This is a genomic window from candidate division WOR-3 bacterium (assembly GCA_011052815.1).
Lineage (GTDB): Bacteria > Hydrothermota > Tepidihabitantia > SM23-42 > SM23-42 > DRIG01.
Genome location: DRIG01000078.1, coordinates 1 through 11,208, shown reverse-complemented (window position 1 = coordinate 11,208; position 11,208 = coordinate 1). Strand labels below are relative to the sequence as shown.

Below are 11,208 nucleotides of genomic sequence, written 5' to 3'. Positions count from 1 at the left end.
TAAATCAAAAAACCTGCTCCGACTACACCCTAATTGGCTTATAACATCATTAGCACTCAATGCCTTCTTGAGATAAAGATCAAACAATACCTTAAGATGGTTATCGGTAAATCGACGATGAAGTTGTTGCTTCATTTATCCTCCTTTCATAGAGGATAATCACGAAAATCACTCAGTCCAGTTTTATCTTTTAAAAAATACCCCAAATAGTCCAGTTTTAACTTTTACCTAACATCAGCGCCAAAGGCGGTTGACTTTGTTTGAAATTTGTGTTATATTTAATGTTATGAAAATTGAGAGATCATTGATCACGACATTGCGCGAAGATCCCAAAGAAGCGGAAACGAAGAGTCATCGGATTCTGCTGCGGGGCGGTTTTATCAAACAGCTTGCTTCGGGTATCAATATTTATCTGCCCCTGGGCTGGCGGGTGCTGCGCAGGATAGAAGCGATCGTCCGTGAAGAGCATGAAAGGCTCGGCGCCCAGGAACTTTTGATGCCGGCACTTTCACCAAAGGATATCTGGCAGGAGTCAGGCCGCTGGGAAGAATATGGCGATGATATGTTCCGACTGCAGGACAGAAAAGGAAGGGATTATTGTTTGTGTCCGACACATGAAGAGATTATTGCCGAGATCGCCCGCACGCGCATCCGTTCTTATAAAGATTTGCCGCAGATATGGTTTCAGATACAGATGAAGTATCGTGATGAACTCAGACCGCGTTTCGGCGTGATCCGCAGCCGTCAGTTCCTGATGAAAGATTCATACAGCCTGGATTGCGATGAAGAGGGGCTCGACAGGAGTTTCAACCTTCATAAAGAAGCATATATGAGGATATTCAAACGGTGCGGTCTGGAATTTGAAGTCGTTGATGCCTCCGGTGGTTTGATGGGAACGGGTGAGTCCAAAGAATTCGTCGCGCGTGTCGAAGGGGGCGAAGATACGATCGTCGCCTGCAGCGGATGTGGTTATCGTTCGAATCTTGAGGCGGCGAAAGGTAAGGGGGAATTTGTTACATTCCAGGACACCCCGATTGAAGAAGTCCATACTCCGGGCAAGAGGACTGTTGAAGAGGTGAGCGATTTTTTGAATGTTCCTGTTCGTCGCCTTGTAAAATCAATCTTTTACACTGCTTCGGAAAAGGCTCCTCTCATCATTCTGCTGCGTGGTGACTATGAGATCAACGAAAATATAATCAAAAATAGATTCGGCTTTTCATATCGGCCCGCAAGCGCCGAGGAGATTGTTGAGTATTTCGGTGCTGAACCCGGCTTTATCGGACCCACAGGCAGGGAAGACGCCGACATCTATGCCGATGATCTATTAAAGGGTGCAATGGGTATGATTACCGGTGCAAATAAAAATGATTATCATATCAAGGGGCTCAATTTAGACCGGGATATAAGGGTCAAGGAGTTTTTAAATTTGCGGAAGGTGAAAGAAGGCGACAGGTGCGAGAAGTGCGGCGGCGAGCTTTCTCTGTTCAATGGTCTGGAACTGGGCCATATCTTCAAACTCGGCACAAAATATTCCCGGGCGCTCGGTGCTTCTTTTCTGGATGAAAACGGTGAGAGGCGTCCGATTGTGATGGGAAGCTATGGTATCGGTCTGGAGCGCATTATGGCGTGCGCCTGTGAACAGAGAGGCGATGAGCACGGCACTGCCTGGCCTATCTCGATCGCACCATATGAACTATATCTCGTCGTGCTTAACCCCGCTGATGAAAGAGTTGCGGAATTCGCTGCTCAGATTGCACAGGAACTTGATGAACACGGTTTTTCGGTCCTTGTCGACGACCGCGACGTGACCGCTGGAATAAAATTCAATGATTCGGAACTCATCGGGATTCCGATGCGACTCACTATCGGTCCCAAAGGAATAAAGAACAACAGATTTGATATCTACCTGCGCGCGACAAAAGATGTAATTGAGGTCGAGAAAAAGGATGTCGTAGGAAAATGTGTTGAGATTAGAGATATGTTGTATCGGAGGCTGAATGAGTGAGATTTTTTCCATAGATGCGGTTTCGAATATTATAAGAGACCTGTTGAATGATATGGGGTATAGATTTTATGATATGCTCTTTAATGAGGTGGCGAAAAAATTTCGAGTCTTTATTGATAAAGAAGGCGGTGTTACGGTCGCCGACTGCAAGAAGACAAGCACCGCAATATCAAGGGCACTGGATGAGAGTGGGATTGTTCCTTTTTCATATGCCCTTGAGGTTTCCTCTCCTGGTGTCAGGAGACCGTTGAAGAGACCCGAACACTACTGTTGGGCGATGGGAAAATTTGTCGAGGTGAATATGGCGGATGGAAAGATGAAGGGCTATCTCAGAGATGCGAATCAAGAGGGCGCCGTTATCGCCACTGAATCGGGTGAGACCTTTATTCCATATGCTTCAATAGTAAGTGCCAGGGTGATGGAGGAATTAGAATATGGCAAACGAAGGTAATTTAATTATAGAAAATATAAAGTCAATCGCACGGGCAAGAGGAGTTAAATTCGATTATGTCATAGAATCGCTTGCTGAGGCTTTGAAGAACGGTGTAAAGAGAAAGTTCGGTAAAGGAGTTGAATCCGAGGTGTCTGTGAACAAATCAACCGGTGAGATAAAAATCTTCATTGTGAAAAAGATCGTGGAAGAGGTTAGTGATCCTGATAAAGAGATATCGCTTGAAGAGGCTCAAGCCAAAGATGTGAACTACAAGATCGGAGATGATTTCAGGATACTCATACCGATATCGGATCTGGGCAGAACCGCAATCGAATCCGTAAAGCAGACGTTGACCCAGCGGGTGAGTGAAGCGGAAAGAAACAGAATTATGGCTGAATACGAAAAGAAAGTGGGAGAGATCGTAAAGGGGATAGTCAAGGTTGTGAGCCGTAATGAGGTCCTTGTTGATCTGGGACCTGTGGAAGCCGTGATACCTCCGTACGGGATGATGAGGACCGAACACTACCGGCTCGATTCTCCTATACGTGCGGTTGTGTCCAGAGTGGATCGTGCACAATGGGGACCCAAGATCATCCTTTCCAGGACCGACCCCAAGTTCTTGGAACGTCTGTTGTTTTATGAAATTCCTGAAATAAAAGACGGTCTGATTCAGGTGATTAAAATCGTTCGTGAACCGGGAGTAAGGGCAAAGGTTGCGGTTCAGACCCTTGATCCGAAGATCGATCCGATCGGTGCCTGTGTTGGTTACCGCGGCAGTCGTATCCAATCCATTGTCAAGGAACTGTCGGGTGAACGGATAGATGTGATTCAGTGGAGTAAAGAATCGAATCTTCAGATATCGCGGAGTCTTTCGCCGGCGAGGATAAAAGAGGTTATAAGTCTTGGTGAAGGCCATGTGCTGGCGGTCGTGCCGGATGACGACTACTCCAAGGCGATAGGAAAGAACGGGGTGAATGTTGATCTTGCATCAAAGCTTTGTGAAGTGGAGATCGAGATCAAAAAGGTGAGTGAGTATGAAAAAGATTTGAAGGAGAAGGAACTTAGTAAAATCAAGATCGAGGATATCGACGGTTTGTCGTCTAAATTGAAAAAATTGATGATTGAAAAAGGGTACACGAATGTTCTGACGGTTCTTAAGGCGCCGACTGAAGAATTGAAGTTCCTTTTGAAACTGGATGATGACGGAGTGGCGGATCTGAAAGAGAAACTCGGATTTGATCTCGGCGAGACCGAGGAAGAGGTCGCCGAAGAAGAAATTGTTGAAAAAGAAGAGGAAAAAGAGACTGAAAAGAAAGAAGATGAAAAGCCGGAAAAAGGAAAAGAAGAAGAATCCGTCGGGGATAAAAAGAAGGAGAAGAAGAAAGAAATAAAAGAAGAGGTGACATAAAATGCCGAGAAAGAAAGTTTACAATGTAGCCAAAAATCTTGGTCTGTCGAGCGCCGCGTTGATAAAACTGCTTGATGAGATAGGTATCAAAGCAAAAGGTCATATGTCATCTCTGTCAGAAGAAGAGATCAAAAAGGTCAGGGCGAAGATCTCTGAGGAAAAGAAGCGGGTCAAAAAGGAGTTCACCCGGCGTTATACAAAACCGAAAGCAAAAGAGAAGAAAAGGAAGATAGATAAAGAAGCAATACGGGAAACCGTTAAATCAACCCTCGCCAAACTTGAGAAAAAAGAAACCAAGAAACATTATAAACGGGATGTTGTTCATAAGGTCGAGGTGAAGCCTTCTGAAAAGGTCGTCGACGTGGTGGATTTTATGACCGTCGCCGAGCTCTCGCAGGCATTGAAGATGCCGACGAGTGAAGTGATCAAGAAATGTCTGGATATGGGATTGATGGTCAGTTTGAACCAGCGGCTTGACATCGATACGATTACCCTGCTCTGTGATGAATTCGGTTATTCGGTCAGGGTCATCTCTGTGGAGGAACAACTGGCGCCCCAGGCAGACGTTGAAAAAGTGGCGAGACCGCCGGTGGTCACTATTATGGGACATGTCGACCATGGAAAGACGACTCTACTCGATGCCATAACCAAACTGCGGGTCGTTGAAGAAGAATACGGTAAGATCACGCAGCGTATGGCAGCCTACCAGATCACATATCATGATAAGACCATAACCTTTCTCGACACCCCGGGGCATGAAGCCTTTACCGCGATGAGGGCACGCGGCGCCCAAGTCACTGATATCGTTATTCTTGTCGTCGCTGCAGACGACGGTGTGATGCCGCAGACCGTCGAAGCGATCGACCATGCCCGGGCTGCAAATGTACCGATCATCGTCTGCATAAATAAAATCGATCTGCCCGGTGCCAATGTGAATCTGGTGAAGACCCAGCTTGCAAAAGCGAACGTCGTTATCGAAGAGTTCGGCGGGAACTCAATATGCGTCGAGACATCGGCGCTCAAAGGAGTTGGTATTCCTGATCTTCTTGATGCAATACTTGTTAAGGCTGAAGAACTTGAATTGAAGGCTCCTGTCAAGAAAGCCGCAAAGGGTGTTGTGATTGAAGCACGGCTCGACCGGGGAAAGGGTAATGTTTCCACGATTTTGGTCCAGGAAGGAATGCTCCATAAAGGCGATCCTTTTGTCTGCGGACCGCATTTCGGACGGGTCAGGGAATTGCTCGACGAAAAGATGAATCGGGTGAAAGAAGCAGGTCCTTCCACGCCGGTTCTGGTGCTCGGTTTCAGTGGTCTGCCCCAGGCCGGTGAGGTCTTCCTCGCGGTCGATAATGAAAGACGTGCCAGGGAACTCGCTTATCAAAGGCAGTTGCTGGACCGCAACCGTACGCTCAGGGCGAAATCCAAGGTGACCCTTCTTGACCTACAGGAAAAGATCAAGAGCGGTGAGACCAAAGAATTGAAGGTGATTCTCAAGGCGGATTCCGCCGGCTCGGTCGAAGTTCTTGATGAAAAATTGAACGAATTGAATATGGAAGATGTCGGAATCCGAATCGTCCATAAAGGAGTCGGTAAGATAAATGTATCGGATATTCTGCTTGCAGAGGTCACCGGTGCGATCTGTGTCGGTTTCCATGTCGGACCTGACACCAATGCACTTGAGGCTGCAGAGCGCGAAGGTGTCGAGATACGAACATATAGATTGATTTATGAAGCACTGGATGATTTACGTTCCGCCATGCTGGGAATGCTGGAACCCACGATAAAAGAGATCCTCATCGGTGAAGCCGAGATTCGGGAGGTCTTCAATATCCCGAAACTCGGTGTGGTCGCCGGTTGTTATATCAAGGACGGTAAAGTGACGCGTAATGCAGTGGCGCGTGTTATCCGGGAAGGAAAAGAGATCCTGAAATCAAAGGTCATTTCATTGAAGAGATTCAAAGATGATGTGAAGGAAGTCCTTGCCGGCTATGAGTGCGGGGTGGGTCTTGAAAACGCCGAGACGATCGAAAAGGGTGATACCATCCAATTTTATAAAATAGAAGAGAGCACGGCGGCAGATGGCGGATAGATTTTTTGTCGGTCGGTGTGAATTAGACCTCCATATTGAGGAATGCCATTCTTTAAAAGAGAAGAGAAGGGTGGTTAAGAGCATCAAAGAACGTCTTAAGAGGCATTATAACGTGGCGGTTTGTGAATACGGTGATCTGTCGCTCTGGCAGAGAGCGCAGCTGGGGCTCGTCACCTGCGGTAATGACAGGACGATTGTGGATGCAACGATGCGTAAGGCGATAGACTTTCTTGACCGCGTGCATGCCGTTTCTTTGCTCAATTACGAAGTGGAGCTGATATAATGAGAAAAGACAGAGTCGCGTCGGTACTCGAGCGTGAAATATCCAATATCGTCACCCAGGAGATTAGAGATCCCCGTCTCGGATTTATCACAATCACATCTGTCGAAGTGACGGCTGACTTGAAGACCGCCGTCATCTATTTTTCGAGTCTCGGAGATAAGGTCGAATCGTTTCAGACCCTGAAACGGGCTAAGGGATATATTAGAAGCGTTCTGGCGCATCGTATCAGACTGAGATCCGTGCCCGAGCTCGAATTTAAAATCGACAACAGTTATGAATATCGACAAAGAATAGATGAATTATTTAAAAAGATTAGTACAGACGATAAAGAAGAATAGGCGCATTGTCGTCGCCACGCACATCGATCCTGATGCCGACGGCATTGCCGCCGCATTAAGTTGTGCCCATCTTGTAAAACATTATAAAAGAAGGGTTCCGATATTGTTCTGTTATTCACCGATTCCTTCAAAATATCGTTTTCTTCTGAAAAGATGGCGGTTTGTCAGAAAACTGCCTGATTTCGACCTGTTGATTGCGGTTGATTCAGCCGGTATTTCGAGAATCTTTCCCGATACTGGTGGTTTTGACGCCGTAAGACCGGAGTCGAAAGTGATTATAAACATCGACCACCATAAAAGCAATGATGCATTCGGGATGCTCAAAATAATCAAAGAGGACGCATCGTCCGCCTGCGAGATTATTTATGATATTTTCAAGAAGTTGCGTGTGCGGATAGATAAATCCCTGGCTGAGATTTTTTACTGCGGTATCTACAGTGAAACCGGAGGATTCGTCTATCCCAACACCACTAAAGAATCCCTGCGCATCGCAAGTGAATTGGTTGAGTTGGGGGTCAAACCCGGACCGCTCGTCAAAAAGTTGAATGCAAAGACACTCAACGGTACGAAATTACTGAGTAAGGTTCTGGACACCATAGAAATAAAAAACGGCGTGGGTGTTATGTATGTCACACAGTCGATGCTTAAAAAGAGCCGTGCAAAGATGACGGAATCGGAAAATTTCGTATCATTCCTTCAGGCGATTACTGAAGTCAAGGTTTCATTGTTTCTGCGTGAAGAACATCGGTGTACCAGGATCAGTTTGCGCAGTGACGGCGTGCTTGACGTCGACAAGCTTGCGAACCGGTACGGTGGAGGCGGCCATCGTCTTGCAGCAGGGGCACGGATTAAAAAACCCCTCAAGGTGGTGAAGAAAGAGATCGTGAGGGCGATACTTCGGGAAATGAAAAAGAAGAGATGATAAATTTATTCTCTTATGCATGACAAGATTGTTTTGGTGGACAAACCGGTCGGCTTCAGTTCATTTCAGATTGTTCGTATGTTCCAGAAATTTTTTAAAAAAGTGGGCCATGCGGGAACCCTTGATCCGTTTGCGAGCGGTCTGCTCATTATTCTTATAGGACGGGCGACCAAAAGATTTGATGAATTTCAATCCTGTGAAAAAGAATACGAAGGAGAGATACTTCTCGGCGCGGTGAATAATACCTATGATATAAGCGGCAGACCGATCAAGTATATCCAGAAGGTGGATTTTCCCTCTTCGGATGAACTGCGGAAGACGGCTGAGGAATTCGAAGGTGAAGTTTACCAGACTCCGCCTCCGTATTCGGCACTTAAGATAAAAGGCAGGAAGATGTATGAGCTCAGCCGCAAGGGAATAGAGGTAAGACCGAAAAAACGGAAGGTGTTCATCAAAAAATTCTCGATCATCGATTATGAAGATCCCCGGGTTAAGTTCAACACCGTCGTGGGTAAAGGAGTTTATATCCGCACCCTTGCTTTTGATTTCGGTGAACGACTCGGATGCGGTGCGCTCCTCCTTTCTTTACGCAGGATCAGGATCGGTGATTTTAAAGTTACAGATGCCGTAAAGGTCGGTGATCTTTTTCAGAATGAATTTTTTAAAAAGAGAAAGAATTGAATTATGAAAATTTTACTTGAAAAAAAGGACCGTATCACCGTGAACTCGGTTTGCGCCATCGGCAGTTTCGACGGGGTGCATCGTGGACACCAAAGTATTGTAAAAGAGCTGAAGAGACTGGCAGGCGGTGAAAAAAAGGTCGGCATCATAACATTTCTGCCTCTGCCTTTTTTCGTCCTGAAATCGGCGCCGATAATCTACTTGACTTTAAAAGAAGAAAAAGAAGCGATCTTCCGGGAACTGGGCGTCGATTTTATCTACTATTTTCGATTCACCAGGCGGTTTGCCGAACTTGATGCCCGGGATTTCGTTGAAATGGTTGCCAGGAAGATTTCGCCTCATTGTGTGGTGGTCGGCGAGAACTTTCATTTCGGTAAAGGACGTGTCGGTTCAGCAAAAGCGCTTCAAAAGTTCGCTGAAGGGTTGTTTACGGTAAAAATTCTCCCGCGTCTCAAGGATGGAGGAACGATTTCAAGTACCCGGATCCGTGAACTTATTCTTCTCGGAAATATAAAAGCAGCCAACCGACTGCTCGGCAGAGAATATACGATTTCCGGACGCGTGATTCGGGGCAAAGGAAAAGGTGCTAAACTCGGATTTCCCACAGTAAACATACGCGTTGACAGGAAAAAACTGATGCCCCTTGATGGTGTTTACAAAGTCAGGGTGGTTGTGAGTGACGGGATATATCTCGGAGCGATGTTCTGCAGGGAACATCTGATTGAGGTCCATATCCTCGATTTTTCCGGTGATCTATACAGAAAGCGTCTATCAGTAAGAGTTATTGAACGGATAAGGGATATTGAAGAATTCAGCGGCGATGAAGCGCTGAGGGCGGCGATCATGGACGATGTCAGGTCTATCCGTGATTCGCTTTCTTGACTTTGGCTTGATCTTCAATAGAATATTCCATGGGTAAAATCAAGGTTTTGCCGCCTGAAGTAAGGGGTAAAATCGCCGCCGGCGAGGTCATCGCCAGGCCGGTTTCAGTCATTAAAGAGCTGATTGAGAATTCCTTGGATGCCGGTGCCCGGCGCATTGAGATTGAGATCGAGGACGGCGGTAAACAGAAGTGTCTGGTAAACGATGATGGAGAAGGAATGGCGCGGGATGACGCCCTGCGTGCGATTGAACGGTATGCCACCAGCAAGATCGCGACCGTCGAAGACATAACAGATATCAGGACTTATGGATTCAGGGGGGAAGCCCTTGCCAGTATCGCTCAGGTATCGCATTTCACCCTCGAGACGTCAGACAGCAAGCAGGGAACCAAAATTGTCGTAGTCGGCGGTGAGACAAAAAAGGTGGTCGATTCACACCGTCCCCGCGGGACCCGCATAAAGGTTTCCCGCTTGTTCTTTAACCTGCCGGCGAGATTGAAATTTTTGAAATCAGCGCAGTGGGAGCGCCGTTTGATCTCAGAGACTGTGAGGTCTTATGCCTTCATCAATCCCCGTGTCGGTTTCGCCCTTTCAGAGTCGAACAACAGCATACTCGAAATGACGGGCACCGACAGTATCGAAGGTCGGATCAAGGTCTTTTTTCCTGATGAGATTGTGGAGTCGTTGATAAAGGTGGAGTCGGATGTCGGGAAGGTCAGGATTTTCGGTTATTTTTCCCGACCCGATTTTTTCAAATCCCATCATATGAACTATATCTATGTAAACTCAAGACCGGTCAGATATCCCAGAATCTATCGGTCGATAATGCGTACTTATCAGGAACCCAAATACCCTCCCGCTTTTATTCTCAACATCGAAGTCGAACCGGCTTTTGTCGACGTCAATATTCATCCCGCAAAGAACGAAGTTAAGTTCAGAGATGAAAGATATATCATTGATCTGCTGGAGCAGACGATCAAGAAGCATATCTTTTCGAGGTCTGTAAAAGCTTCTTATACCGTTCCTCAACCCGAACCCCCTGAATTTTCAAAAGGCCCGCGCCGTTTTGTCCAGGATACCATAATATCTTATGCAGGCGGGCGCGGAGATGAATCCGTATCAGAAAGACCGCCTGCCTCTGATGAATTCTGGCAGATTCACAATATGTATATCCTTTCCCAGACAAAGTCTGGGTTTATTATCGTGGATCAACATGTCGCTCATGAGAGGATAATCTATGAAGCGATAATGAAAGGCAAGGGCGGTTCCCAGAGACTCTTGTTTCCCATTACACTCGAACTCACTCCTGAAGAGCATCGGGCATACAAGAAGACTAGGGCGATCCTTAGAGAACTTGGGATAGAATTCAAAGAATTTTCCGCGCGGACAGTGGTGCTCGATAGTCTTCCGGCCGACGCCCGTGTGAACCGTGATGCGATATCAGGACTCTTTAAAGAGATCGACGGCTTGGGTAATTTGATAAAAGAAAAGAGCGAGGTGGCGAAGGTCATCGCCTGTCGCAGCGCCATCAAGGCGGGACAGAAGTTGTCGGTTCCTGAAATGCAGAGTCTTATCGACCGCCTGTTCGCCTGTGATAATCCGTATATCTGCCCCCACGGCAGACCTATTGTGTTGCGTTTTTCCCTGGACGAACTTGCTGCACGTTTCGGCAGAGAATAACGGACGGTCGGCTTCTGGTGTGTGGGGAGGAGATTGACAATACTGCTAATATCAGTATAATTTACTATGGCAATGCAGCGTTTTATTATTGAAGGTGGAAAGAAACTCTCCGGAGAAATAAATATTTCCGGAGCGAAAAACTCTGCCCTTCCGATTATCGCCGCTTCGATTTTGACGGACAAACCCGTGATACTCGAAAATATCCCTGATCTTATCGACGTCCGGACAATGGTGGAATTGATCGAATATCTCGGCGCCAGGGTGGAATTCAATCGTAACACCCTCAAGATACACACCCCGAAGATAAAGAGGATTGAGGCACCATACGATATCGTGCGGAAGATGAGGGCATCGTATTATGTGCTGGGTGCACTCATTGCGCGTGAGAAACGGGCACGGGTCAGTTTCCCGGGCGGCTGTGCCATCGGTCCGAGACCGATCGATCTTCATATCAAGGGTTTTGAGACACTCGGCGCCAGGATTGAGAT

At 46.8% G+C, this 11,208-nt stretch carries 11 protein-coding genes; all 11 read left to right on the top strand.

Features of this window, described 5'->3' with window-relative positions:
• Positions 1–250 precede the first annotated feature (250 nt).
• A complete protein-coding gene (locus tag ENI34_07330; GenBank protein HEC78938.1) occupies positions 251–2,005 on the top strand; it encodes a proline--tRNA ligase in 1,755 nt (584 codons plus the stop codon).
• On the top strand, positions 1,998–2,456 hold the full coding sequence (locus ENI34_07325) for a ribosome maturation factor (protein ID HEC78937.1): 459 nt from the start codon (positions 1,998–2,000) through the stop codon (positions 2,454–2,456). The genes ENI34_07330 and ENI34_07325 overlap by 8 nt, the downstream gene beginning before the upstream one ends.
• Positions 2,440–3,846 carry a transcription termination factor NusA gene (nusA, locus tag ENI34_07320; GenBank protein HEC78936.1) on the top strand — a complete coding sequence of 469 codons (1,407 nt, stop codon included), beginning with the start codon at positions 2,440–2,442 and terminating at the stop codon, positions 3,844–3,846. The genes ENI34_07325 and nusA overlap by 17 nt, the downstream gene beginning before the upstream one ends.
• Position 3,847: 1 nt before the next feature.
• Positions 3,848–5,935 carry a translation initiation factor IF-2 gene (locus tag ENI34_07315; GenBank protein ID HEC78935.1) on the top strand — a complete coding sequence of 696 codons (2,088 nt, stop codon included), beginning with the start codon at positions 3,848–3,850 and terminating at the stop codon, positions 5,933–5,935.
• Complete coding sequence (locus ENI34_07310) at positions 5,925–6,218, top strand: DUF503 domain-containing protein (GenBank protein HEC78934.1); 294 nt, start codon at positions 5,925–5,927, stop codon at positions 6,216–6,218. The genes ENI34_07315 and ENI34_07310 overlap by 11 nt, the downstream gene beginning before the upstream one ends.
• On the top strand, positions 6,218–6,556 hold the full coding sequence (gene rbfA / locus ENI34_07305; GenBank protein ID HEC78933.1) for a 30S ribosome-binding factor RbfA: 339 nt from the start codon (positions 6,218–6,220) through the stop codon (positions 6,554–6,556). Before ENI34_07310 ends, rbfA begins: the two co-directional genes overlap by 1 nt.
• Positions 6,513–7,478 carry a bifunctional oligoribonuclease/PAP phosphatase NrnA gene (locus ENI34_07300; GenBank protein HEC78932.1) on the top strand — a complete coding sequence of 322 codons (966 nt, stop codon included), beginning with the start codon at positions 6,513–6,515 and terminating at the stop codon, positions 7,476–7,478. The genes rbfA and ENI34_07300 overlap by 44 nt, the downstream gene beginning before the upstream one ends.
• Positions 7,479–7,493: 15 nt before the next feature.
• Positions 7,494–8,159, top strand: a complete 666-nt coding sequence (gene truB / locus ENI34_07295; GenBank protein ID HEC78931.1) for a tRNA pseudouridine(55) synthase TruB — start codon at positions 7,494–7,496, stop codon at positions 8,157–8,159.
• A gap of 3 nt (positions 8,160–8,162) precedes the next feature.
• Positions 8,163–9,041 carry a riboflavin biosynthesis protein RibF gene (gene ribF / locus ENI34_07290; protein ID HEC78930.1) on the top strand — a complete coding sequence of 293 codons (879 nt, stop codon included), beginning with the start codon at positions 8,163–8,165 and terminating at the stop codon, positions 9,039–9,041.
• A gap of 29 nt (positions 9,042–9,070) precedes the next feature.
• Positions 9,071–10,720, top strand: coding sequence for a DNA mismatch repair endonuclease MutL (gene mutL, locus ENI34_07285; GenBank protein ID HEC78929.1), 1,650 nt, complete (start codon positions 9,071–9,073; stop codon positions 10,718–10,720).
• 66 nt (positions 10,721–10,786) lie between these two features.
• The coding region (locus ENI34_07280; GenBank protein HEC78928.1) for a UDP-N-acetylglucosamine 1-carboxyvinyltransferase at positions 10,787–11,208 on the top strand (422 nt) is incomplete at its 3' end.

Excerpts from the sequence above, each read along its gene's own strand:
- ENI34_07325 (HEC78937.1), top strand. The coding sequence starts at position 1,998 with ATGAGTGAGATTTTTTCCATAGATGCGGTTTCGAATATTATAAGAGAC.
- nusA (HEC78936.1), top strand. The coding sequence starts at position 2,440 with ATGGCAAACGAAGGTAATTTAATTATAGAAAATATAAAGTCAATCGCA.
- ENI34_07315 (HEC78935.1), top strand. The coding sequence starts at position 3,848 with ATGCCGAGAAAGAAAGTTTACAATGTAGCCAAAAATCTTGGTCTGTCG.
- ENI34_07310 (HEC78934.1), top strand. The coding sequence starts at position 5,925 with ATGGCGGATAGATTTTTTGTCGGTCGGTGTGAATTAGACCTCCATATT.
- rbfA (HEC78933.1), top strand. The coding sequence starts at position 6,218 with ATGAGAAAAGACAGAGTCGCGTCGGTACTCGAGCGTGAAATATCCAAT.
- ENI34_07300 (HEC78932.1), top strand. The coding sequence starts at position 6,513 with ATGAATTATTTAAAAAGATTAGTACAGACGATAAAGAAGAATAGGCGC.
- truB (HEC78931.1), top strand. The coding sequence starts at position 7,494 with ATGCATGACAAGATTGTTTTGGTGGACAAACCGGTCGGCTTCAGTTCA.
- ribF (HEC78930.1), top strand. The coding sequence starts at position 8,163 with ATGAAAATTTTACTTGAAAAAAAGGACCGTATCACCGTGAACTCGGTT.
- mutL (HEC78929.1), top strand. The coding sequence starts at position 9,071 with ATGGGTAAAATCAAGGTTTTGCCGCCTGAAGTAAGGGGTAAAATCGCC.